At 69.3% G+C, this 20,404-nt stretch carries 16 protein-coding genes, 1 tRNA gene, 1 pseudogene and 1 riboswitch; of the genes and pseudogenes, 14 read left to right on the top strand and 4 right to left on the bottom strand.

Features of this window, described 5'->3' with window-relative positions:
* The 4 genes and pseudogenes from E2651_RS07115 to E2651_RS07100 all read left to right on the top strand — a co-directional run.
* Positions 1 to 659, top strand: a pseudogene (locus tag E2651_RS07115) (tetratricopeptide repeat protein); the annotation flags it as partial.
* 176 nt (positions 660 to 835) lie between these two features.
* On the top strand, positions 836 to 1,501 hold the full coding sequence (locus tag E2651_RS07110; RefSeq protein WP_135330147.1) for a SurA N-terminal domain-containing protein: 666 nt from the start codon (positions 836 to 838) through the stop codon (positions 1,499 to 1,501).
* 38 nt (positions 1,502 to 1,539) lie between these two features.
* Positions 1,540 to 2,520: a nucleoside triphosphate pyrophosphohydrolase gene (locus E2651_RS07105; protein WP_135330146.1), complete on the top strand. Its 981-nt coding sequence runs from the start codon at positions 1,540 to 1,542 to the stop codon at positions 2,518 to 2,520.
* Between the two features lie 99 nt (positions 2,521 to 2,619).
* Complete coding sequence (locus E2651_RS07100) at positions 2,620 to 4,200, top strand: hypothetical protein (protein WP_135330145.1); 1,581 nt, start codon at positions 2,620 to 2,622, stop codon at positions 4,198 to 4,200.
* A 57-nt stretch (positions 4,201 to 4,257) separates the two neighbouring features.
* Here the strand turns inward: E2651_RS07100 and E2651_RS07095 are convergent, their stop codons facing one another.
* Complete coding sequence (locus tag E2651_RS07095) at positions 4,258 to 5,517, bottom strand: cytochrome P450 (protein ID WP_135330158.1); 1,260 nt, start codon at positions 5,515 to 5,517, stop codon at positions 4,258 to 4,260.
* Positions 5,518 to 5,683: 166 nt separating this feature from the next.
* Here E2651_RS07095 and E2651_RS43795 point away from each other — a divergent pair, with 166 nt between their 5' ends.
* From E2651_RS43795 to E2651_RS07050, 9 genes are all read left to right on the top strand, one after another.
* Positions 5,684 to 6,190 (top strand): hypothetical protein, encoded by a 507-nt coding sequence (locus tag E2651_RS43795; RefSeq protein ID WP_167828720.1) that lies wholly within the window; start codon positions 5,684 to 5,686, stop codon positions 6,188 to 6,190.
* A gap of 239 nt (positions 6,191 to 6,429) precedes the next feature.
* Complete coding sequence (locus E2651_RS07085) at positions 6,430 to 7,419, top strand: transglycosylase family protein (protein ID WP_135330143.1); 990 nt, start codon at positions 6,430 to 6,432, stop codon at positions 7,417 to 7,419.
* A gap of 193 nt (positions 7,420 to 7,612) precedes the next feature.
* Positions 7,613 to 7,808, top strand: a riboswitch (cyclic di-AMP (ydaO/yuaA leader).
* Between the two features lie 3 nt (positions 7,809 to 7,811).
* The gene (locus E2651_RS07080; protein WP_135330142.1) at positions 7,812 to 8,522 is read left to right on the top strand and encodes a transglycosylase family protein; all 711 of its coding nucleotides are present in this window, start codon (positions 7,812 to 7,814) and stop codon (positions 8,520 to 8,522) included.
* Between the two features lie 228 nt (positions 8,523 to 8,750).
* On the top strand, positions 8,751 to 10,043 hold the full coding sequence (eno, locus tag E2651_RS07075; protein ID WP_135330141.1) for a phosphopyruvate hydratase: 1,293 nt from the start codon (positions 8,751 to 8,753) through the stop codon (positions 10,041 to 10,043).
* A 109-nt stretch (positions 10,044 to 10,152) separates the two neighbouring features.
* Complete coding sequence (locus E2651_RS07070) at positions 10,153 to 10,629, top strand: septum formation initiator family protein (RefSeq protein ID WP_135330140.1); 477 nt, start codon at positions 10,153 to 10,155, stop codon at positions 10,627 to 10,629.
* 101 nt (positions 10,630 to 10,730) lie between these two features.
* A complete protein-coding gene (locus E2651_RS07065) occupies positions 10,731 to 11,261 on the top strand; it encodes a DUF501 domain-containing protein (protein ID WP_135330139.1) in 531 nt (176 codons plus the stop codon).
* The gene (locus E2651_RS07060) at positions 11,258 to 12,184 is read left to right on the top strand and encodes a Ppx/GppA phosphatase family protein (RefSeq protein ID WP_135330138.1); all 927 of its coding nucleotides are present in this window, start codon (positions 11,258 to 11,260) and stop codon (positions 12,182 to 12,184) included. Before E2651_RS07065 ends, E2651_RS07060 begins: the two co-directional genes overlap by 4 nt.
* 398 nt (positions 12,185 to 12,582) lie before the next feature.
* Positions 12,583 to 13,986, top strand: a complete 1,404-nt coding sequence (locus E2651_RS07055; RefSeq protein ID WP_135330137.1) for an NAD(P)/FAD-dependent oxidoreductase — start codon at positions 12,583 to 12,585, stop codon at positions 13,984 to 13,986.
* Positions 13,987 to 14,190: 204 nt separating this feature from the next.
* Positions 14,191 to 15,486 carry a cyclopropane-fatty-acyl-phospholipid synthase family protein gene (locus E2651_RS07050; protein ID WP_135330136.1) on the top strand — a complete coding sequence of 432 codons (1,296 nt, stop codon included), beginning with the start codon at positions 14,191 to 14,193 and terminating at the stop codon, positions 15,484 to 15,486.
* Positions 15,487 to 15,604: 118 nt separating this feature from the next.
* On the opposite strand, the gene E2651_RS07045 is transcribed toward E2651_RS07050, so the two are convergent.
* Complete coding sequence (locus tag E2651_RS07045; protein ID WP_135330135.1) at positions 15,605 to 18,115, bottom strand: FtsX-like permease family protein; 2,511 nt, start codon at positions 18,113 to 18,115, stop codon at positions 15,605 to 15,607.
* Between the two features lie 112 nt (positions 18,116 to 18,227).
* Complete coding sequence (locus E2651_RS07040) at positions 18,228 to 18,998, bottom strand: ABC transporter ATP-binding protein (protein ID WP_135330134.1); 771 nt, start codon at positions 18,996 to 18,998, stop codon at positions 18,228 to 18,230.
* 421 nt (positions 18,999 to 19,419) lie between these two features.
* Here E2651_RS07040 and E2651_RS07035 point away from each other — a divergent pair.
* Positions 19,420 to 19,502, top strand: a tRNA-Leu gene (locus E2651_RS07035).
* A gap of 21 nt (positions 19,503 to 19,523) precedes the next feature.
* On the opposite strand, the gene E2651_RS07030 is transcribed toward E2651_RS07035, so the two are convergent.
* Positions 19,524 to 20,399, bottom strand: coding sequence for a hypothetical protein (locus tag E2651_RS07030; RefSeq protein WP_135330133.1), 876 nt, complete (start codon positions 20,397 to 20,399; stop codon positions 19,524 to 19,526).
* Positions 20,400 to 20,404 lie beyond the last annotated feature (5 nt).

Here is a 20,404-nt window from a genome sequence, read left to right as displayed (position 1 = left end):
CCCCGTGGCCCGACCGCGCCGCGACCCCGGCGTCGGCCCCTGCCCTCCCGCCGAACCAGCCCGACCAGCGCCAGGGCCCCGGCGGCCCCGGCAGCCAGAAGGACGTCGTCCACGCGGTCGACGAGGTCAAGCGGCTGCTCGGCGAGGGCCGCATCACGCAGGCCGTCGACATCCTCGGCTCGATCCTGCCCGCGGCCGCCGCCAAGCACGGCGAGCACTCCCCGGTGGTCCGCTCCCTGCGCAAGCAGTACGCGGCGACGCTCATGGACGACGGCCAGTACCGCCGCGCCCTGCCCGAACTGCGCCGCCTCGCCGACGAACGCGCCGCCGAGTCGGGACAGGCCGACCCGCACTCCCTCCAGTTCCGCTACGAGGCCGCGCAGTGCCTGGAGCAGCTCGGCGAACCGGCCGCGGCACTCGCGGAGTACCGGGCGCTCCTCCCGTACTACGAGAACCGCTACGCCTCCGACGACCGCGAACGCCCCCTCGAGATCCGCCGCCGCATCGGCCACCTGCTCCTGGCCCTCGGCGACCGCCCCGCCGCGCACGACACCCTGGCGCGGCTGCTCCTGGACGCCGAGCGGATGCACGGGGTCGGTCATCCGTTCCCGGCGGAGATCCGGCGTACGTTGCAGTGGCTGGGACAAGTGCGCGGGTAGTGACGGCTCGGCGCTCGGGTGCTCGCGAGGGTGCCCCAACTTGCCGAGAATCGTTGGTCATGGGGTCTCCCCTGCACGAAGTGCTTGGGGAAAGGTGGCCTAAATCGCGGCCACTCCCTAACATCGATCACCGCAAGACTTTGTGCACCGCCGCACAATCTCCTCGGGAGGCTCACTTGCACCGCCGTCGTCGCACCGCGCTCGCCCTCTCCGTAGCCGCCATCGCCGCGGCCCCTCTCCTCACCGCCTGCGGCAGCGAGGCCCACCCCGGTGCCGCGGCCGTCGTGGGCAACGACCGGATCACGGTCTCGCAGCTGGAGGGCCGGGTGAACGAGGTCCGCGACGCGCAGCGCGCCGCGATCCCGGACGAGCAGCAGTACGAGCAGGCCATCGCCAAGTCCGGCGGCCTCACCCGCAGCACGCTGCACACGATGGTCCTGGACAAGGTGCTTCACCAGGCGGCGGCCGACGCGGGCGTGGACGTCTCGCGCCGCGAGATCCAGACGATGAGAGCGGGCCTCGAACAGCAGGCGGGCGGCAAGAAGGCCCTCGAACAGGGCTGGCTGCAGCAGTACAGCGTCGCCCCTGCCCGACTCGAGGACAGCCTCCGTACGGAGATCGAGGCGCAGAAGCTGGCCAAGACCCTGGGCGCGGACATGAACGCGCCCGAGGGCCAGGCGGTCTTCTGGAAGGCGCTCTCCGCGGCCTCCAAGAAGCTGGACGTCGACCTGAACCCGCGCTACGGCACGTGGGACGTGGAGAAGTCCAAGCGCGCCGACACGAAGACGCCGTGGGTGCGCGAGGTGTCCGGTGGCGGGGCGGCGGAGCCGACGCAGGCGTAGGCAGTGATGCTGTCAGTGCCGTGGGTTACGTTCGACGGGTGAACGAATCCACACCCCCGGCCGACGGCCCCGGCCGCGTCATCCTCCTCACCACCAGTCATCGGGTGGCCCCCGGCCTGCTCTCCTGGCCCGCCTGGCAGGCCCTGCACGGGGCGGACGAGGTCCTGTGCGCCGACGCGACGCACCCGCAGCTGCCGTATCTGCGCGAGGCGGGCGTGCGCGTGGACCAGGCGTCGCCCACGGCCCAGGAGCTGGTGGACGCCTGCGCCGGCGGCCGCACGGTCCTGGTCATCGCCACGGCCGAGGGCGACCGCCCCCTGACGGACGGCCTGGCCCGCCTCGCCGGATCGGGCCGGGTCGCGATGCCGGACCTCGAACTGCTCCCGGCCTCGTACGACCTGCCGGGCGCGCGCCTCCTCGACCTTGTCCAGGTCATGGACCAGATCCGGGGCGAATGCCCCTGGTCGTCCCAGCAGACGCACAAGGGCCTGGCGAAGTACGCGATCGAGGAGGCGTACGAGCTGGTCGAGGCGATCGAGGAGGGCGACAGGGACGAGCTGCTCGAGGAGCTCGGGGACGTCCTGCTCCAGGTGGTCTTCCACGCCCGTATCGCCGAGGAGGACACCGAGTCCCCCTTCTCCGTGGACGACGTGGCGGGCGGCATCGTCGAAAAACTGATCCACCGCCACCCGCACGTCTTCGGCGACGACTCGGCGGACACCCCCGAGGACGTCAAGGCGCACTGGCTGCGCACGAAGGCGGAGGAGAAGCAGCGCTCTTCGGTGACGGAGGGCATCCCGCTGGGTCAGCCGGGATTGGCGCTGACCGCGAAGCTGGCCTCGCGGGTGCGGACGGCGGGGCTGGAGGTGGACCTCCCCTCCGGGAAGGGGGTCGGTTACGAGCTGCTCGCTCTCGCCCTGCGGGCCGAGGCGGAGGGTGTCGATCCGGAGGCGGCGCTTCGGGTTGCCGCGCGGGCTTATCGGGATGCGGTTCGCTCGGCCGAGGGCGCGGAGGCTTAGTACCGTTGCGGTAGGGCCGTTCGAGATGCGTGGGGGGCGTGCGTGGAACCGGAGTTGTCGGGGCTGGCATCCGCGGGGGCGTCGGCAATCGTGCAGGCCTTGGTGACAGACGCTTGGATCTCCCTCCGGGACCGCGTGGCCGCGCTCTACCCGCCGCGCTCGGTGCGCGTCACGCAACTCGAGGAGTCCCGCGAGGCGTTGCTCCTCGAGGACTCGGAGGCTTCTTCGGTCGAGTCCGACTGGGAGATGCGCCTGCGCTGGCTGCTGCGCGAGTATCCCGGGTCCGTCGGCGAACTCCGCAGCATCATCGACGAGTTCGAGGAGCCGACCGGCGGCCGCCCGCAGGTCCGCAACACGGTGTCCGCGGGAAGTGCCGACAAGGTGGTGCAGGCCGGTGTCATCAACTCGCTCACTTTCCAGGGCACTTCCGCGGCTGCCAACGACCACGTCGACTTCAGCGACGGCACGTTCAACGGCTCGGTGGTGGGAGTCCAGCACCACCACTACGGCACCCCGCCGCCCAGCACCCCCGCGGCCGCGGACAGCTGGTCGCGCATCGACCAGCTGAGTCCCCCGGCCCTCGGTATCCGCCCCGCGCGGCAGTTCGACGACGAGCCCGGCGAGCATCCCTACGTTCCGCGTGACTGCGACGAGGAGCTGGAGGGCATGGTCGTGCAGGCCGTGCGCCTGGGCGGCCTGGTCGTCGTCACGGGCGAACCGCTCTCCGGCAAGACGACAGCGGCCTGGGCGGCACTCCACCAGACCCTGAGCGAGGACACCCGGGTCTACGCCCCGCTCCCGGGCACGGACCTGCGGGACATCCCTTCCCAACTCCGGAGCCACGACCCCGCAGGCGTGTACGTCGTCTGGCTCGACGACCTGGACGGCCACCTCGGCGAGCACGGCCTCACCGCGGGCCTGCTGGCCCGGCTCGCCGCCGAGAAGGTGCTCGTCCTGGCCACCATGAGCGACGAGGCGTACGAGACCCACCGGTTCGGCCGCGGCCCCGCGTCCCGTCTCCTCAGCGGCGCGGGCTCGGTCCAGCTGAGCTGCCGCTGGAGCGAGGCGGAACTGGCGCGGCTCGCGGAGTCCGACGACCCGCGCCTCGTGGACGCCGCGCGGTGGCGCGGCGAGCGGGGCGTCACCGAGTTCCTGGCGGTCGGCCCTGAGCTGTGGGAGGAGTGGCGCCGCTCCGCACGCCGGAATCCGCTGGGGTATTCGCTGGTACGGGCGGCCATCGACGTCGCACGATGCGGGCTCGAGGGAGACGTGCCGATGTCGCTGCTGCGCTCGGTGTGTATCGAGTACAACTTCGATACGGGCGATGTCGGCGACGAAGCGTACGAGTCAGCGATGAGCTGGGCCGTCGAGCCCCGGCTCGGAGTGGTCGGACTGTGCGTGTCCGGCGCCTCGAGGGACACCTTGCGGGCGTACGGTTCGCTCGTCGTGGACGCCGTCCGGTCCGAAGGAGCCGAGCTGCTGGTGCCGGACTCGCCGAACGGGGTGCTGACGCGGCGGGGATGCCTTACTTGGAGACCGCTGCAGCGCCTGCTCGACACCGGCGACGTCACCGCGCCTGACGAACAGGGGATGCCCGAGCTGATCCACGACCTCACCCCCGAACTCGACAACCTCTCCGACGTACTGCTCGAAGAACGGGACAGGGAGCGGCACTGGTGATGAGGTGTGCTCGCCTTGGGGAGTGGCGCGGACACCGACGAACCCATGCGGCGAGAGTCACTTGGGTGGGGTGAAATCGATGGGAAGCGTACGCAGGCCGCGCATGATCAGCCCGCCCCTCCAGCGAAGCTCATCCAGTGCGGCAGCAAGCTGGATGTCCGGCAGCCGCGTGAGCAAGGTGGCGAGCGCGATGCGCCCCTCCAGCCGTGCAAGGGGGGCACCCAAGCAGTAGTGGATGCCGTGGCCGTAGCCGAGGTGCGGGTTGTCCGTGCGAGCCAAGTCGAGGGTGTCCGGCTCGCTGAATCGAGCGGGATCACGGTCCGCTGCGGCGAGTACGACCAGGACGGGATCGCCTTGAGCGATTCGCTGCCCGCCGATTTCGAGTGGTTGCGTGGCGTACCGCCACGTTGCCATTTCCACGGGACCGTCGAAGCGAAGCAACTCCTCGATGCCGGTTTCGAGGAGTCTGTGATCCTTCCGCTGAATGGAATCCTGAAGCAGGGAACGCTGAGCGGGGTTGCGCAGCAGCGCGTAGATGCCGTTGCCGATAAGATTGATAACCGTCTCAAACCCAGCGAACAGTAGTACGAAACACATGGCTGCGGCTTCGTTCTCTGTTAGGTGCTCGCCGTGGTCGGAGGCGCGGATGAGCCCGGAGATGAGGTCTTCGCCGGGGCCGGGGTTGTCCGGGAGCGCCTCCCGCTTGCGGTGGATCAGCTCGGCGAGATAGCCGCGCATCTTCTTCACGGACCGTGCGACACCGCCTCTCGGCCCTCCGCCGTGCCGGATCATCATCCCTGCCCAGTCCCGGAAGTCGTCCTGGTCCTCGCGGGGGACGCCGAGCAGGTCGCAGATGGCGTAGATGGGGAGGGGGAACGCGAACTCGTGGATGAGGTCGGCGCTTCCGGTGTGCGCGAACTGGTCGATGAGGTGGTCGGCGAGCTCTTGGACCCGGGGCGCGAATTCGGCCACCCGGCGGGGTGTGAACGCCTTGGAGACGAGCCGTCGGAGTCGCGTGTGATCCGGCGGGTCGATGTTGAGCAGGTGGGTCATGAGGTTGGCGCTGCGCTCACCGGGGATGCCGGTCTTGCTCTTGCCGTGGGCGTCCTCGGAATGGTGCACAGGGTTCTTGGAGAGCCGCGAGTCGGCTAGCGCCTGCTTGGCGTCCGTGTACCGAGTCACGAGCCATGCCTCGACACCGCTGGGGAGCGTGGTGCGATGCACGGGTGAATGCTCGCGGAGCCACGCGTAGGCAGGGTAGGGGTCGGTGGCGAACTCCCAGGTGAAGAGTTCGGGTTCGATATGTGGGGCGCTCACGGGGTGACGGTACCGGGAGCCGCGCGTGGGCGAGATCGTCGAATTGTGCAATTCCCCTTCAACTGCACAGAGTGGCAGGTGAAGTTCCCCAAAACGGCACCGGCCCCAGAGCGCTTGCAGTAGCGCAAAGGAGGCCAGAATCACCGAACAGGAGCACCTGATCTAGGTGCGCGTCCCCGAGTACGTACGCGCCGGTGTAGACCCGGCGGTACTCAAGGCTTCCATCACGTCGCTCGAGACCGAACTGGCGGAGCTCCGGAAGCAGCATGAGTTCGCCCGGCAATGGCTGGAGGCGTACACCGATCGTGAACGCCGGGCGCACCATCTCGTCGACATCGCGATCAATGCCGAGGAGCGGCTGAAGAGCCTGACGTTGGAAGAGCGCAAGGAAGTAGTCGACATGTTCGACGTCAAGGTCGTCATCGGTGATGCGACCATCCTCGGTAAGCCCGGCGGGAGGTGCGCCGTCACCGAGTGGCACTGGACGACCGGCACGAAGGTGCCGCCGAACCCCGACGACGAGCAGTGGCCGGAGGTCATGAAGACCTTGGACGCCAACACAACTGGAGTCGACGCGTACAAGCGGCCGACCCTTCCGCCGCTCACGGTGACGGGCGAGCTTCGGGAGTCGGAGGGGGCCGCGCCCCCGGCCTTTGCGCCGCGGCCCTCCTGACGCGCCTGCCTGACCTGTGCCTCGCGGCGGAACCGGGTGACTTGCGATGGCGAGGCGGACTCACAGAAGAGCACCTGAGGCACCGTTGAACTGACGGTGCGTCAAGACTGTGACTTTCACGTGATCTCCGCTGCATCGACTTGTGACAAGCGTTCGACTGCGGCTACGTTCACCGACGACTCGGCATCCGCTGTCGCAGCAGCCGCAGTCGCCTCTGCCGTCTCCTGAAAGGCAACCGCATGCTCTCCGGTCATGGTCGTCACCGACGTCCCCGCCAAGCCCCGGCCCTCATCGTCGCGGCAGGTGTCACCGGATCAGCCATCGCGATCCCGTTGCTCGGCGCCACCAGCGCGAGCGCCGCGGACACCGCCACCTGGGACAAGCTCGCGGAGTGCGAGAGCGGCGGCTCCTGGAGTCTCGACCCGGGCAACGGGTATTACGGCGGGCTCCAGTTCTCCCAGGAGACGTGGGAGGAGTACGGCGGTCTCGACTACGCCCCTTACGCCGACCAGGCCAGCCGTTCGCAGCAGATAGCCGTCGCCGAGAAGGTTCTCGCCGCCGAGGGCCCCGGCGCCTGGCCGAGCTGCGGAGTGATCGCGGGGCTCACCAAGCACGACGCCCCCGCCGACGTCGACCCGGGCGCCCCGATCATCTCGGTGCCCTCGGACGAGTCGACCGAGCCGGCCGACCCGAGCGGGTCGACCGAGCCGGACGGGTCCGCCGAGCCGAAGGACGACGTCAAGCCCTCCGAGAAGCCGAGCGAGAAGGCCGACGAGAAGCCCTCGGAGAAGTCGTCCGAGAGGCCCGGCACCGGCGACGACTCGGGAGACAAGAATCACGACGAGCCGGGCGACTCGGGTGAATCCGACGACTCCGACAAGTCCGGGCAGAAGGGCAGCACTTCGCCCGCCCCCGACTCCACCCCCTCCACCGGCGCGGGTGAAGGCGACGGCTCCGGCCGGCACCGCGGCGACAGCGCGGACGACGGGCAGGCCAAGAACGGCGACCGCGACGGCTCCGGCCGGCACGCGTCGCGCGGCGACGACCGCGCGAAGGACGGCGCCGACGGGACGTACACGGTCCGCTCCGGAGACAACCTCTGGACCATCGCCGACGACCTCGGCGTGCAGGGCGGATGGAGTGCGCTCTACGACGAGAACAAGAAGTCCGTCGGGTCCGACCCCGACCTCATCCTTCCCGGTCAGAGCCTCGATTTGGGCGAAAAGTAAGGGAAGTTGACGAAGGGTCGGCCAGCCGCTTCGCGCTGAATGTCCGGTTTGGCGCAAGTGAGAGATGGGTCTCAGAAGCCCTGATCGTCTTTGAAATTCCGCGGATCGCATGACTACGGTCGTGACCGCTCGCCACAGCGGGCCCCGCCGGTCGGTACGCCTAGTCCTGCCAACGGCCGTACGGGAACAGTCGTCGCGTCAAGCGCCGTAGGCAGGAGCGGGGGACCCAAGGTTTGCGCCGGGCCCGGCGCCGCACAGCAGCAGAACGAGAGAGCTGCCGAGCGGAGTTGGGACCGGCTAGGGGTTAAGTCGCGCTCGAGAAGCGCGGCCGGGCAACTTCATCGGCCCGAACCCGACAGCTCACCTCGCAGGCGTCGGTGAGGGGATCTCGCATGCTGTTTTCCGGCAAGGGCAAGCACCGCCGCCCGTCCAAGGCCACCCGCGTCGCCACGCTCGCCGGCGTCACCGGTGTCGCGGTCGCCGCCCCGCTGATGGCCGCTGGCTCGGCCTCCGCCGCCACCGGTTCCGAGTGGGACTCCGTCGCCCAGTGCGAGGCCGGCGGCAACTGGTCCATCAACACCGGCAACGGCTACTACGGCGGCCTGCAGTTCTCGGCCTCCACCTGGGCCGCGTACGGCGGCACCCAGTACGCGGCCACCGCCGACCAGGCCTCCAAGGCCCAGCAGATAGAGATCGGCGAGAAGGTTCTCGCGGGTCAGGGCAAGGGCGCCTGGCCGAGCTGTGGCGTGGGCCTCTCGGGCGCCTCCTACGAGGGCGGCGGCACGCAGGAAGCCGCTCCGCAGCAGGAGACCCAGGAGCCGCAGAGCCAGCCCAGCGCGCAGACCGAGCAGCCTGCCGCGCCCAAGGCCGAGGCCCCGAAGCCCGCCCCGAAGGCCGAGTCCAAGAAGACCGTCGAGACCCCGACCGGCAAGAAGGTCAAGAAGGGCGACGGCGAGTACAAGGTCAAGAAGGGTGACACCCTCTCCAAGATCGCTGACGAGCACGACGTCAAGGGCGGCTGGCACAAGGTGTACAAGCTCAACGGCGACATCATCGACAACGCCGACATGATCTTCCCGGGCCAGCAGCTCCACCTGAGCTAGTCCTGACCGGGTGACACCCGGTCCCCACGGGCCCCCCGCCCCGGTGCGCGTATCCCCCGTACGCACCGGGGCGGGGTTCTTTTGATCCCGCGCTTTGTTCCGTTCGGAAACTTTTTGCTCTCGGTTTGTCCACAGGGCGGTCGCTCGGCTGGCTCTTGCCCGGGAGCCGGTTAGGCTCGTGTCCGCGAGGCCAACGCCCCGCGTACCCGCGTCACATCCCAGAAGGAGATGCTCGTGCCGTCCATCGACGTCGTCGTAGCCCGGGAAATCCTGGACTCCCGAGGCAACCCCACGGTCGAGGTCGAGGTCGGCCTCGACGACGGCAGCACGGGTCGTGCCGCCGTTCCGTCCGGTGCGTCCACCGGTGCTTTCGAGGCCATCGAACTCCGTGACGGTGACCCCAACCGTTACCAGGGCAAGGGCGTGGAGAAGGCCGTCCTCGCCGTCATCGAGCAGATCGGCCCGGAGCTCGTCGGGTACGACGCCACCGAGCAGCGCCTGATCGACCAGGCCATGTTCGACCTGGACGCCACCGACAACAAGGGCTCGCTCGGCGCCAACGCCATCCTCGGCGTCTCCCTCGCCGTCGCGCACGCCGCATCCGAGGCCAGCGACCTGCCGCTGTTCCGCTACCTCGGCGGCCCGAACGCGCACCTGCTGCCCGTCCCGATGATGAACATCCTGAACGGCGGGTCGCACGCCGACTCCAACGTCGACATCCAGGAGTTCATGATCGCGCCGATCGGCGCCGAGTCGTTCTCCGAGGCCCTGCGCTGGGGCACCGAGGTCTACCACACCCTCAAGTCCGTCCTGAAGAGCAAGGGCCTGTCCACCGGCCTCGGCGACGAGGGCGGCTTCGCCCCGAACCTGGACTCCAACCGCGCCGCGCTCGACCTCATCGTCGAGGCCATCAAGCAGGCCGGTTACGTCCCCGGCGAGCAGGTCGCGCTCGCGCTCGACGTCGCCGCGTCCGAGTTCTACAAGGACGGCAAGTACGAGTTCGAGGGCAAGTCCCGCTCGGCCGCCGAGATGACCGAGTACTACGAGGAGCTCGTCGCCGCGTACCCGCTGGTCTCCATCGAGGACCCGCTGTTCGAGGACGACTGGGCCGGCTGGAACGTCATCACCGAGAAGCTCGGCGAGAAGGTCCAGCTCGTGGGCGACGACCTGTTCGTCACCAACCCGGAGCGCCTGGCCCGCGGCATCGAGGAGAAGTCCGCGAACGCCCTGCTGGTCAAGGTCAACCAGATCGGTTCGCTGACCGAGACCCTGGACGCCGTCGAGATGGCCCAGCGCAACGGCTTCAAGTGCATGATGTCCCACCGCTCCGGTGAGACCGAGGACGTCACCATCGCCGACCTCGCCGTCGCCACCAACTGCGGCCAGATCAAGACCGGCGCCCCGGCCCGCTCCGAGCGCGTCGCCAAGTACAACCAGCTCCTTCGCATCGAGGAGATCCTCGACGACGCGGCCGTCTACGCCGGTCGCAGCGCCTTCCCGCGGTTCCGCTTTGCGGACTGATCAGCACAGCAAGGGCTGAGCCGTAGTCACGCTGTAGTTACGTACGTCCCCGTACTCGGTCCCGTACCGTGTGCGGGGACGTACGCGCGTGTGAACGGGAGGCGGGGACATGGCCGTGAAGGACCGGGACCGGTTCTCCACCGCGACCAGACTGCGGCTGCTCGGCGAGCAGACCGCCGAGCGCGTCTACCGCTCCCAGACCAAGCGCCAGGCCCGCCGCTCCCGGCTGACCGGCCGGGCGGCCCTCCTCGCGCTCGTGCTCTGCTCCCTCGTGGTCGCGCTCGCGTACCCGATAAGGCAGTACGTCTCGCAGCGCGCCGAGATCGCCGATCAGCGCCGGGAGCAGGCCGAGCGCCGCGGACACGTCGAGAAGCTGAAGGACGAGAAGGCCCGCTGGCGTGACGACTCGTACGCGGAGCAGCGCATCCGGGACCGGCTGCACTATGTGATGCCGGGCGAGACCGGCTACACGGTGATCGACCCCGACGCGGTGAAGCGCCAGCGCACCGACCAGGGGGCGGCCACCAGGCCCTGGTACTCGAACGTCTGGGACGGCGTCGACAAGGCCGACCGCCCGGACGACTGAGACTTCAGTACCCCTGACTTCAGTACCCCTGACTTCAGTACCCCTGACTTCAGTACCCCTGACTTCAGTACCCCTAGTAGAGAACCGATCGAAAGACAGGCATGGAAACGCCCCCGCCGACCACCCCGCGCACCGAGCCCACCGACGCCGACGTCGAGGCCTTCAAGCAGCAGCTCGGCCGTCCGCCGCGTGGCCTGCGGGCCATCGCGCACCGCTGCCCCTGCGGGCAGCCGGACGTCGTCGAGACGGCGCCGCGCCTTCCGGACGGGACGCCGTTCCCGACGACGTACTACCTGACGTGCCCGCGGGCCGCGTCCGCGATCGGCACGCTCGAGGCGAACGGCGTCATGAAGGAGATGTCGGAGCGCCTCAAGACGGACCCCGAGCTGGCCGCCAAGTACCGCGCGGCACACGAGGACTACATCGCGCGCCGCGACGCCATCGAGGTCCTTGAGGGCTTCCCGAGCGCGGGCGGCATGCCGGACCGCGTGAAGTGCCTGCACGTCCTGGTCGGCCACTCCCTGGCCGCGGGCCCCGGCGTGAACCCCCTGGGCGACGAGGCGATCGCGATGCTTCCGGAGTGGTGGCGCAAGGGCGCCTGCGTGACGCTCCCCGAGGAGGAGTCCAAGTGACCCGCGTCGCCGCGATCGACTGCGGTACCAACTCCATCCGGCTGCTCGTCGCGGACGCCGACCCCGCGACCGGCGAACTGTTCGACCTGGACCGCAGGATGACCATCGTCCGCCTCGGCCAGGGCGTGGACAAGACGGGCCGCCTCGCCCCCGAGGCACTCGACCGCACCTTCGCGGCCTGCCGCGAGTACGCCGAGGCCATCAAGTCCCACGGCGCCGACCGCCTCCGCTTCGTCGCGACCTCCGCGTCCCGCGACGCCGAGAACCGGGACGACTTCGTACGCGGAGTCCTGGACATCCTCGGTGTCGAGCCGGAAGTCATCAGCGGCGACCAGGAGGCCGAGTTCTCCTTCCTGGGCGCGACGAAGGAGCTGGCCGGCAGCGACCACCTCGACAAGCCCTACCTCGTCGTCGACATCGGCGGCGGCTCCACGGAGTTCGTCGTCGGCGAGGACCACGTCCGCGCCGCCCGCTCCGTCGACATCGGCTGCGTACGCCTGACGGAGCGGCACATCCGCAGCGACCCGCCCGCCGCCGCCGAACTCGACGCCGTCCGCGCGGACATCGAGGCCGCGCTCGACCTCGCCGAGGAGACGGTGCCGATCCGCGAGGCCCGCACCCTGGTCGGCCTCGCGGGCTCGGTGACCACCGTGGCCGCGATAGCGCTCGGGCTCGACGCGTACGACTCCGCCGCGATCCACCACTCCCGCATCTCCTACAAGCAGGTCGCCGAGACCGTCGGGCGGCTCGCCCGGTCCACCCACGCGGAGCGCGCCGCGATTCCGGTGATGCACCCGGGCCGCGTCGACGTGATCGTTTCGGGCGCTCTCGTGCTGTTGGCGATCATGGACCGGACGGGGGCCCGGGAGGTCGTCGTCAGCGAGCACGACATCCTCGACGGGATCGGATGGAGCCTCGCGTGAGCGGTTGGCGCGGCGTCTGAGCGCCTGGTGAGGGGCCTTGAGGGCCCCTCGGCGACGTCCTGTCGGGAAACTTCGTGAAGTTCTTCACAAGGAATTGGCCTCGGTTGGACGATGTTCTTGGGTTCTGAGCCCCTGAATGTGTCCCTCGAGGCCCTCTTGACCCGTGACAGTGAAGGTTCGGCTGCGTGTCCGGAGTGTGAACCGACCGCTTGGTCCACTGTGCGAAAAGGGCCAGAGCGGCAGCTCAGCAGGGGTGCACAACGTCTCGGGTTGTGTCGTGGTTCCCCTGGGGCGCTATGGCCTGCGTCACGTGGGCGGCGAAGTGTAGCAGAGGGTGCACCCATGCTTGTGAAGGGGCGCACGAGCGACCCCCGTCGGGCAGGTGGATACTCGATGGCATGAGCACCACGGAGCGTCCCAGGATCCTCGTAGTAGGCGGTGGGTACGTAGGCCTGTACGCAGCTCGGCGCATTCTCAAGAAGATGCGCTACGGAGAGGCGACCGTCACGGTCGTCGACCCCCGGTCGTACATGACCTACCAGCCCTTCCTCCCCGAAGCCGCCGCCGGCAGCATTTCGCCTCGGCACGTCGTCGTCCCGCTGCGACGCGTGCTGCCCAAGGCGGAAGTTCTGACCGGCCGGGTCACCACCATCGACCAGGACCGCAAGGTCGCCACGATCGCCCCCCTCGTGGGTGAGGCGTACGAGCTGCCTTTCGACTACCTCGTCATCGCGATGGGCGCGGTCTCCCGCACCTTCCCGATCCCCGGCCTCGCCGAGCAGGGCATCGGCATGAAGGGCATCGAGGAGGCCATCGGCCTGCGCAACCACGTCCTCGAGCAGCTGGACAAGGCTGACTCCACGACGGACGAGGAGGTCCGCCGCAAGGCGCTGACCTTCGTCTTCGTCGGCGGTGGCTTCGCGGGCGCGGAGACCATCGGTGAGGTCGAGGACATGGCCCGCGACGCGGCCAAGTACTACACCAGCGTGAAGCGCGAGGACATGCGCTTCATCCTGGTCGACGCCGCCGACAAGATCCTTCCCGAGGTCGGCCCGAAGCTGGGCCAGTACGGCAAGGAGCACCTGGAGGGCCGTGGGGTCGAGATCTACCTCTCCACCTCCATGGACTCCTGCGTCGACGGCCACGTGGTGCTCAAGAACGGCCTCGAGGTCGACTCCAACACCATCGTGTGGACCGCCGGTGTGAAGCCGAACCCGGCGCTCGCCCGCTTCGGTCTGCCGCTCGGCCCGCGCGGCCACGTGGACGCCGAGCCGACCCTCCAGGTCAAGGGCACGGACTACATCTGGACCGCGGGCGACAACGCCCAGGTGCCGGACCTCGTGGGCCGCAAGGCCGGCAACGAGAACGCCTGGTGCCCGCCGAACGCCCAGCACGCGCTGCGTCAGGCGAAGGTCCTCGGCGACAACGTGATCTCCGGCATGCGGGGCTTCCCGCAGAAGGAGTACAGCCACGCCAACAAGGGTGCGGTCGCCGGTCTCGGCCTGCACAAGGGCGTCGCGATGATCGTCATGGGCAAGGTGAAGATCAAGCTCAAGGGCCGTCTCGCCTGGTACATGCACCGTGGCTACCACGGCATGGCCATGCCGACCTTCAACCGCAAGATCCGTGTCGTCGCCGACTGGACCCTCGCGGTCTTCCTCAAGCGCGAGGTCGTCTCGCTCGGCGCCATGGAGACGCCGCGCGAGGAGTTCTACGAGGCCGCCAAGCCGGCCCCGAAGCCCGCCGCGGCCAAGGCCGAGGCCCCGGCCGCCAAGGCCGAGGAGAAGGCCAAGGCCTCCTGACCCGCGGTCATTGATCAACCCCGAAGGGGTCGCCCGCCATCCGTGGTGCGGGCGGCCCCTTCGGCTTTTCCGCCGCCTTTTACATGGCTGTTACATGTATTTTGCCGATCTGTAACGCCACAGGGGGACTGCGGGAGCGCTCCGTTGGTGTTTACGTGGTGTTGAACCCATCCGGGATATCCCGACATCACGGAGGTGTGCGCCATGCCAAGCGCCGCACTGCGGCTGAAGAAGCTTGCCGAACAGTTGCTGGGAGCCCCGCTCCCCGTACGTATTCGTGCCTGGGATGGTTCGGAAGCGGGCCCGCCGGGTGCGCCCGCCCTTGTCGTGCGCAGCCGCAGGGCCCTGCGCCATCTGATGTGGAGGCCGGGCGAGCTGGGTCTGGCCCGTGCCTGGGTCGCCGGTGACCTGGACGTCGACGGGGACCTGTACGCCCTGCTCGACGCGCTCGCCGAGTTCATCTGGGAGCGCGCCGACGACGCCAGAGGCCTCAGGGAGTCCCTGCGCGACCCCGAGTTCCGCGCCGCCGCCCGCTCGCTGATCGCGCTGGCCGCGCCGTTCCTGCCGCCTTCTCCGCCGCGGGAGGAGATGCGCAGGCGCGGCCGGCTCCATCTGCACACCAAGGGCAGCGACCGGCAGGCCATCAGCCACCACTACGACGTGGGCAACGACTTCTACGAGCTGGTGCTCGGCCCCTCGATGGTCTACTCGTGCGCCTACTGGGAGTCAGACGACTCCACCCTCGAGGACGCCCAGCGCGACAAGCTCGAGCTGATCGCCCGCAAGCTCGCCCTCAAGCCCGGCATACGGCTGCTCGACGTCGGCTGCGGCTGGGGCTCGATGGCGATCCACGCGGCCCGCGAGCACGGCGCCGCCGTCGTCGGCGTCACGCTCTCCCACGAGCAGGCCGCGTACGCCAGGAAGCGCATCGCGGAGGAGGGTCTGACCGACCGCATCGAGATCCGCGTCCAGGACTACCGCGATGTGCGCGACGGCCCGTACGACGCCATCTCCTCCATCGGTATGGCCGAACATGTCGGCGCCGAGCGCTATTTGGAGTACGCACACGACCTGCACGCCCTCCTCAAACCGGGTGGTCGGTTGCTCAACCACCAGATCGCGCGCCGCCCGCAGGAGGACGAGTCCGCGTACGCGGTGGACGAGTTCATCGACGCCTACGTCTTCCCGGACGGGGAGCTCGCGCCCTTGGGGAGCACGGTGGGGCTCCTGGAGCGGGCCGGGTTCGAGGTGCGCGACGTGGAGGCCATCCGTGAGCACTATGCGCTCACGCTGCGCCGCTGGGTCGCCAACCTGGAGGCGAACTGGAAGGAGGGCCAGCGGCTGACCTCGCCGGGGCGGGCGAGGATCTGGCGGCTCTATATGGCCGCCTCTGCTCTTGCCTTTGAGCGCAATCGGATCGGCGTCAATCAGGTTCTCGCCGTGAAGACGCCGGAGGTCGGCGGATCCGGGATGCCGTTGCGGGCCCGAGACTGGCGTTAGCGGCTCTTCGTCTGCGGGTCCTTCGTGGCTGGTCGCGCAGTTCCCCGCGCCCCTTACGGGGCACGACAAGGGGCCCGGACTGCATGCCGTCCGGGCCCCTTGTCGCGTACCGCCGGTGCTACTCGCTCTTGATCGCCTGCAGCGGGTTGAGCCGCGCCGCGCTGCGGGCCGGCCAGACCGCCGCGAGGACGCCGACCACCGCGGCGATCACCAAGAAGATCGCGATGCGGCCGAACGGGATCTCCATGGAGTACGTCTTCACGCTGTCGGCGATGCTGCCGCCCGCCGCCCAGCCCATGAAGAGGCCGAGGCCGATGCCGAGCACCGCGCCGAACAGCGAGATCACGACCGATTCCAGGCGCACCATCTGCTTGACCTTCGCACGGTCGAGGCCGATGGCCCGCAGCATGCCGATCTCGTGCTTCCGCTCGAAGACCGACATGGCCAGCGTGTTGATGACACCGAGCACCGCGATCAGGATCGCCATGGCGAGCAGGCCGTACAGCATGTTCAGGACCATGTTGATGGCGCCGCCGATGGCGTTGCTGATCGCCTGCTTGTCCTGGATCGTGATGGCCGGGTTGTCGCCCAGGGTCTTGACGATGGAGTCCTCGGCGCTGTCGGACGCGCCGCCCTTCATCTTCAGGAGCACCTGCTTGTCGACGATCTTCTCGAGGTGCGGGTCGACGACGGACGTCGGCGCGAACAGGCCGTTGAGCATCTCGTTCGCCTCGTAGACGCCGGCCACCTTCAGCCGGACCGTCTTGTTGTCCTCGTCGAACTTCACCGGAATGGTGTCGCCCGCCTTGATGCCCTTGTCCTTGGCGGTGTCCGAGTCCACGAGCGTGGCGTTGCCCTGGAAGCCGTCCATCGAACCGCTGGAGAAGTCGAGGCCGACCAGCTTGCCGATGGTCTTCGGGTCGACGCCGGAGATGGAGGTGTAGCTGCCGTCGGCCTCGCCGTACGCGGCGCGCAGCGGGCTGCTCGCCTCGACGTCGGGGAGCTTGTCGAGCTTCTCTCGGACCTCGGGGGTCAGCGGCTGGAAGTTCGCCATGGAGACGCTGTAGTCGGCCTTCAGGGAGTCGACCGCCATCTTGTTGATGGCGCTGCTCATCGAGGTCGCGACGACCGTCATCGCCGTGATGAGGGTCAGGCCGATCATCAGGGCCGACGCCGTGGACGCCGTACGGCGCGGGTTGCGCACCGAGTTGAGGCGCGACAGCTTGCCGGCGACGCCGAACGGCTTCAGGAGCGGGGCCGACGCGGCGATGACCGGGCGCGAGAGCAGCGGGGTGAGGACGATGACGCCGACGAGGATGACACCCGCGCCGCCCGCCATCACGTAGTTGTCGTCCATGAAGAGCATGACCATGCCGAGCGCGACGATCAGCGAGCCGATCGTGTTGCGTACGACGAGACCGCGCATGGTCGGCGTCGCGTGCACGCTGTTCATCGCGGCGACTGGCGGGATCTTCGCGGCGCGGCGGCCCGGCAGCCAGGCGGCCAGCATGGTCACGACCACGCCGATCACGAGCGCCACGACGACCGTGGTCGGGGAGATGACGAGCGGGCCCTTGGGCAGCGAGGCGCCGCCCGAGTTCATCAGGGCCTCGAGGCCCGTGGAGACGCCGATGCCGAGCCCGAAGCCGGCCACGGCGGCGACCAGGCCGACCAGGAACGCCTCGATGAGCACGGAACGGGTGACCTGGCGGCGCGAGGCACCGACCGCCCGCATCAGGGCCAGCTCCTTGGTGCGCTGGGCGACCAGCATCGTGAAGGTGTTGGCGATGATGAAGATGCCGACGAAGAGCGCGATACCGGCGAAGATCAGCAGGACCTGGCTCATCGAGCTGGTCTGCTGCTCGATCATCGCGTCCTGGTCGTCGGAGAGCCGGGTGCCGGTGACCGCGTCCGTGTCCTTGGGCAGGATCTTCTCGACCGAGCTCTTGAGCGCCGTCTCGGAGGTGCCGGCGGCGGCCTTCACGTCGATCTCGTCGTACTCGGTCTTGTTCAGCGCCTTCAGCGCGGTGGCGTTGTCGAAGACCATCAGGCTGCCGCCCGCGACGACACTGCCGTCGTCGGTGTCGAAGACGCCGCTGACCTTCGCCTCCCGCACCGGACCCTCGGTGGAGTAGCGGACCGTGTCGCCGACCTGGTAGCCGGTGCGCTCGGCGGTGCGCGCGTCCAGGGCGACATCGCCGGCGGACTTGGGCGCGGCGCCCTCGGTGAAGTCGTACCGGGGGTCCTTGCCGTCCGTGGCCGGGTAGTAGTTGGCGCCGGTGGTGCCCCACTCGCCGCCGACCAGCTTGCCGTCCTTGTCGGCGAGCGCGGTGAAGCCGGAGACACCGCCGATCGCCGATGCGGCGCCGGGCAGCTCCTTGGTCTTGGCGAGCAGGGAGTCGGTCAGCCGGGGCTGCTGCTTGGTCTCGTCGTCGGAGCCGCCGTTCTGCTGGATGGCGACCGAGACGTGGTCGAAGCTCTTCGCCGACTTGTTCTTGTAGGCGTTGCCGAAGGTGTCGGTGAAGACGAGGGTGCCGGAGACGAAGGCGACGCCGAGCATGACGGCGAGCACGGTCATCAACAGCCGGGCCTTGTGCGCGAGCACGTTGCGCAGGGCGGTACGGAACATGGGTGTGAGTCCTGGTGAAAGAGAGGCGGGGCGAGGAGCGCCCTGAAGGGGCGCGGGGAACTGCGCGACCAGCCGCGACGAACCCGCGGCTGACAACGCTTCCTGCGGAGCGCTAGCTCGTACGCCCCTTGGCGTCGAAGGACTTCATCCGGTCAAGCACGCCCTCGGCGGTCGGCGAGAGCATCTCGTCGACGACCCGTCCGTCCGCCAGGAAGATCACGCGATCCGCGTACGCCGCGGCCACCGGGTCATGGGTGACCATGACGACGGTCTGCCCCAGCTCCCGCACGGAGTTGCGCAGGAAACCGAGGACCTCCGCACCCGAGCGGGAGTCCAGGTTTCCGGTCGGCTCGTCGCCGAAGATGATGTCCGGCCGAGAGGCCAGCGCGCGGGCCACGGCGACACGCTGCTGCTGACCGCCGGAGAGCTCGGTGGGCCGGTGGCTGAGCCGCTCGGCCAGGCCGACCATGGAGATGACCTGCTCGAGCCACGCCTTGTCCGGCTTGCGGCCCGCGATGTCCATCGGCAGCGTGATGTTCTCCAGGGCGGTCAGCGTCGGCAGCAGGTTGAAGGCCTGGAAGATGAAGCCGATCTTGTCCCGGCGGAGCTTGGTGAGCTGCTTGTCCTTGAGGGTGGACAGCTCGGTCTCGCCGATCCGCACGGAGCCGCCGCTGAAGCTGTCGAGCCCCGCCACACAGTGCATGAGCGTCGACTTGCCGGAGCCCGAGGGGCCCATGATCGCGGTGAACTCGCCCTGCCCGAAGTCGACGGAGACATGGTCCAGGGCGACCACCTGCGTCTCGCCCTGTCCGTACACCTTGGAGAGATCCGTGGCGCGCGCTGCCACGGCGGTGGCGCGGGCGGCGAAGGGGGTGGTGGTCACGGGACGGTGCTCCTGTCGGTACGACGAGTGGGGGACGTACTCCATCGTGCTGGCGGATCCGCGCCGTGTAGTCAGCCGCTGTTCCGGTTCCGGGGGCCCTCTCCAGTCGGACCCCGGACGCCTGCGTCATACCTGGGGATGACGACCGCCCCTGAGACGGGCGGCGCTCGGGGTTGGCTCAGAGGTGACTCGGGGACGACTCGGGCACGCGCCGGGGGCGCTCCGGCTGCGGCTAAATTCCGTCATTACGTGCCGGAGGCCGAGAACCAACAAAATGGCCTGCGGCATGTACCGATGGCCCGTTCCAGTGACTGATGCACCCTCAGACGTCAATAAAATAAGACAACATCGGGCTGTTGTTCCGCTGTTCGGGGGACGCCTCCCGATAGGGTCGGATCACTTGATGCGGAGCCCACGGCCTGCCCGGATGGTGGAATGCAGACACGGCGAGCTTAAACCTCGCTGCCCCTCGGGGGCGTGCCGGTTCGAGTCCGGCTCCGGGCACCTTCGCTGTCCCCGTGCGCGTCACAGCGCGTCGACGGCGCTCACCTTCCAGCCGTCCGGCGTGCGCGTGAGGGTCATCCGGACCCGGTTCAGATCCACGCGCGAGCCGGAGACCTGAGTGCTCTTGGTGACCTGGTTGACGAAGAGCACCACGACGGCGCTGTCCGCCGACGCCGACGCCACCGAGGCCGCCGGGGCACCGCCGTCGGGCGGCGTGACCACGGAGGCCTTCACCACCCCCTTGTACTTCTTCGCGGTCGGCGCGACCACCGCCTTGGTCGTCCTGCCGTACTCGTCGCGGAAGGAGCCCGTGAGCCGGCCGTGCGCCGCGGCGAAATCCCGGTCCAGATGCCGGTAGTCGTACGACAGGACGAGGGGCGCCGCCTGCTGCGCGGCCGTGAGGGCCTGCGCCCGCGCCGCCTCGACCCGGCGGCCGTCCCGGTACTGCCACCCGAGCACCGCGACCGCGACGAGGCCCGCCACGGTCAGGAGGGCAAGGACGGCGCTCAGCCGTGCGCGCCGGCGCCCGCGGGGCGCGGTCTCTTCGTCCGAGGCCTCTTCGTCCGAGGCCTCTGGGTCCGATGCCTTTGGGTCCGGTGCCTCTGGGTCCGGTGCCTTTGGGTCCGGTGCCTTTGGGTCCGGTCGGTCCGAGGCCTCCGGGTCCGGCCCGGGACCGGACTCCGCCGGCGCGAGCAGGACCTTCCCGACGACCTTCTCGACGGGCGGCAGCCCCGTCAGGTCGTTGACCAGATCCTCCGGTACGCCGTCGAGCGGGTCCTGCGCCCCGGAGCGGCTGCCGTCGGCCCGCTTGGCCGCGGCGCGGGCGGCCGCGGTCAGGGAGCGCCGGCCCGGTGAGCCGGGTCCGGTGCCGCGGCCTCGGGTTCTGGTGTTCGCCACGGTGT

The organism is Streptomyces sp. MZ04, from assembly GCF_004684775.1.
In the GTDB taxonomy this organism is placed as follows: domain Bacteria; phylum Actinomycetota; class Actinomycetes; order Streptomycetales; family Streptomycetaceae; genus Streptomyces.
The sequence above is the reverse complement of the archived record's forward strand: the minus strand, read 5'-3'. Positions and strand labels throughout refer to the sequence as shown.

Coding starts and splice junctions, on each gene's coding strand:
- E2651_RS07085 (WP_135330143.1), top strand. CDS start 6,430: ATGCTCTCCGGTCATGGTCGTCACCGACGTCCCCGCCAAGCCCCGGCC.
- E2651_RS07080 (WP_135330142.1), top strand. CDS start 7,812: ATGCTGTTTTCCGGCAAGGGCAAGCACCGCCGCCCGTCCAAGGCCACC.
- eno (WP_135330141.1), top strand. CDS start 8,751: ATGCTCGTGCCGTCCATCGACGTCGTCGTAGCCCGGGAAATCCTGGAC.
- E2651_RS07070 (WP_135330140.1), top strand. CDS start 10,153: ATGGCCGTGAAGGACCGGGACCGGTTCTCCACCGCGACCAGACTGCGG.
- E2651_RS07065 (WP_135330139.1), top strand. CDS start 10,731: ATGGAAACGCCCCCGCCGACCACCCCGCGCACCGAGCCCACCGACGCC.
- E2651_RS07055 (WP_135330137.1), top strand. CDS start 12,583: ATGAGCACCACGGAGCGTCCCAGGATCCTCGTAGTAGGCGGTGGGTAC.
- E2651_RS07050 (WP_135330136.1), top strand. CDS start 14,191: ATGCCAAGCGCCGCACTGCGGCTGAAGAAGCTTGCCGAACAGTTGCTG.
- E2651_RS07045 (WP_135330135.1), bottom strand. CDS start 18,115: ATGTTCCGTACCGCCCTGCGCAACGTGCTCGCGCACAAGGCCCGGCTG.